Below are 1,062 nucleotides of genomic sequence, written 5' to 3'. Positions count from 1 at the left end.
ACCGCCATCCGCGCCATGATGGCCGAAGGCAAGGCCGCGGTCGAAGGCGCCGACGGCTCCAGCCTGCGCCTGCTGGGCTCGGTGGGTGAGCCGATCAACCCGGAAGCCTGGCAGTGGTACTACGAGAACGTCGGCCAGGAGCGTTGCCCTATCGTCGATACCTGGTGGCAGACCGAAACCGGCGCCTGTCTGATGACCCCGCTGCCGGGGGCCCATGCGCTCAAGCCGGGTTCGGCGGCACGGCCGTTCTTCGGTGTGGTGCCGGCGCTGGTGGACAACCTGGGCAATATCATCGACGGTCCGGGCGAAGGCAACCTGGTGATCCTCGACTCCTGGCCGGGCCAGGCGCGCACCCTGTACGGCGACCATGATCGTTTCGTGGAAACCTACTTCAACACCTTCAAGGGCATGTACTTCACCGGTGACGGCGCCCGTCGCGATGAAGACGGCTACTGGTGGATCACCGGCCGTGTGGATGACGTAATCAACGTTTCCGGTCACCGCATGGGTACCGCCGAAGTGGAGAGCGCCATGGTCGCGCACCCGAAAGTGGCCGAGGCGGCCGTTGTCGGTGTGCCGCACGACATCAAGGGTCAGGGCATCTACGTTTACGTCACCCTGAACGCCGGTGAGGAAGCCTCCGAGCAGCTGCGCCAGGAACTGAAGAACTGGGTGCGCAAGGAAATCGGTCCGATTGCCACGCCGGACGTGATCCAGTGGGCGCCGGGCCTGCCGAAGACCCGTTCGGGCAAGATCATGCGGCGTATCCTGCGTAAGATCGCCACGGCCGAGTACGACAGCCTGGGCGATATCTCCACCCTGGCTGATCCGGGCGTGGTGCAACACCTGATCGACACCCACAAGCAGATGCAGGCCGCCTGCGCCTGATCCGCAGCCACTGCTGCAAAGCCCCGCCCGGCTCCGGTCCGGCGGGGTTTTTTTCATTCCGGGCTCAGGGCCAGATCAGTGGCAACACCTGTTCGCGTACCAGTGGGGCGAGGGTTTCAGGCAATGTTTCGCCCGGCGCCAGCCAGTGCAGCTCCTCCAGTTCGGCAGCCGGAC

Annotated in this window: 1 protein-coding gene; it reads left to right on the top strand. The window is 65.2% G+C overall.

Features of this window, described 5'->3' with window-relative positions:
* Positions 1 to 888: AMP-binding protein (locus NCCP436_RS17555; RefSeq protein ID WP_220805242.1), on the top strand; the 888-nt coding region annotated here is incomplete at its 5' end.
* Positions 889 to 1,062 lie beyond the last annotated feature (174 nt).

Origin of the sequence: Pseudomonas sp. NCCP-436, assembly GCF_019656335.1 — a bacterium.
GTDB lineage: Bacteria > Pseudomonadota > Gammaproteobacteria > Pseudomonadales > Pseudomonadaceae > Aquipseudomonas.
The sequence above is the reverse complement of the archived record's forward strand: the minus strand, read 5'-3'. Positions and strand labels throughout refer to the sequence as shown.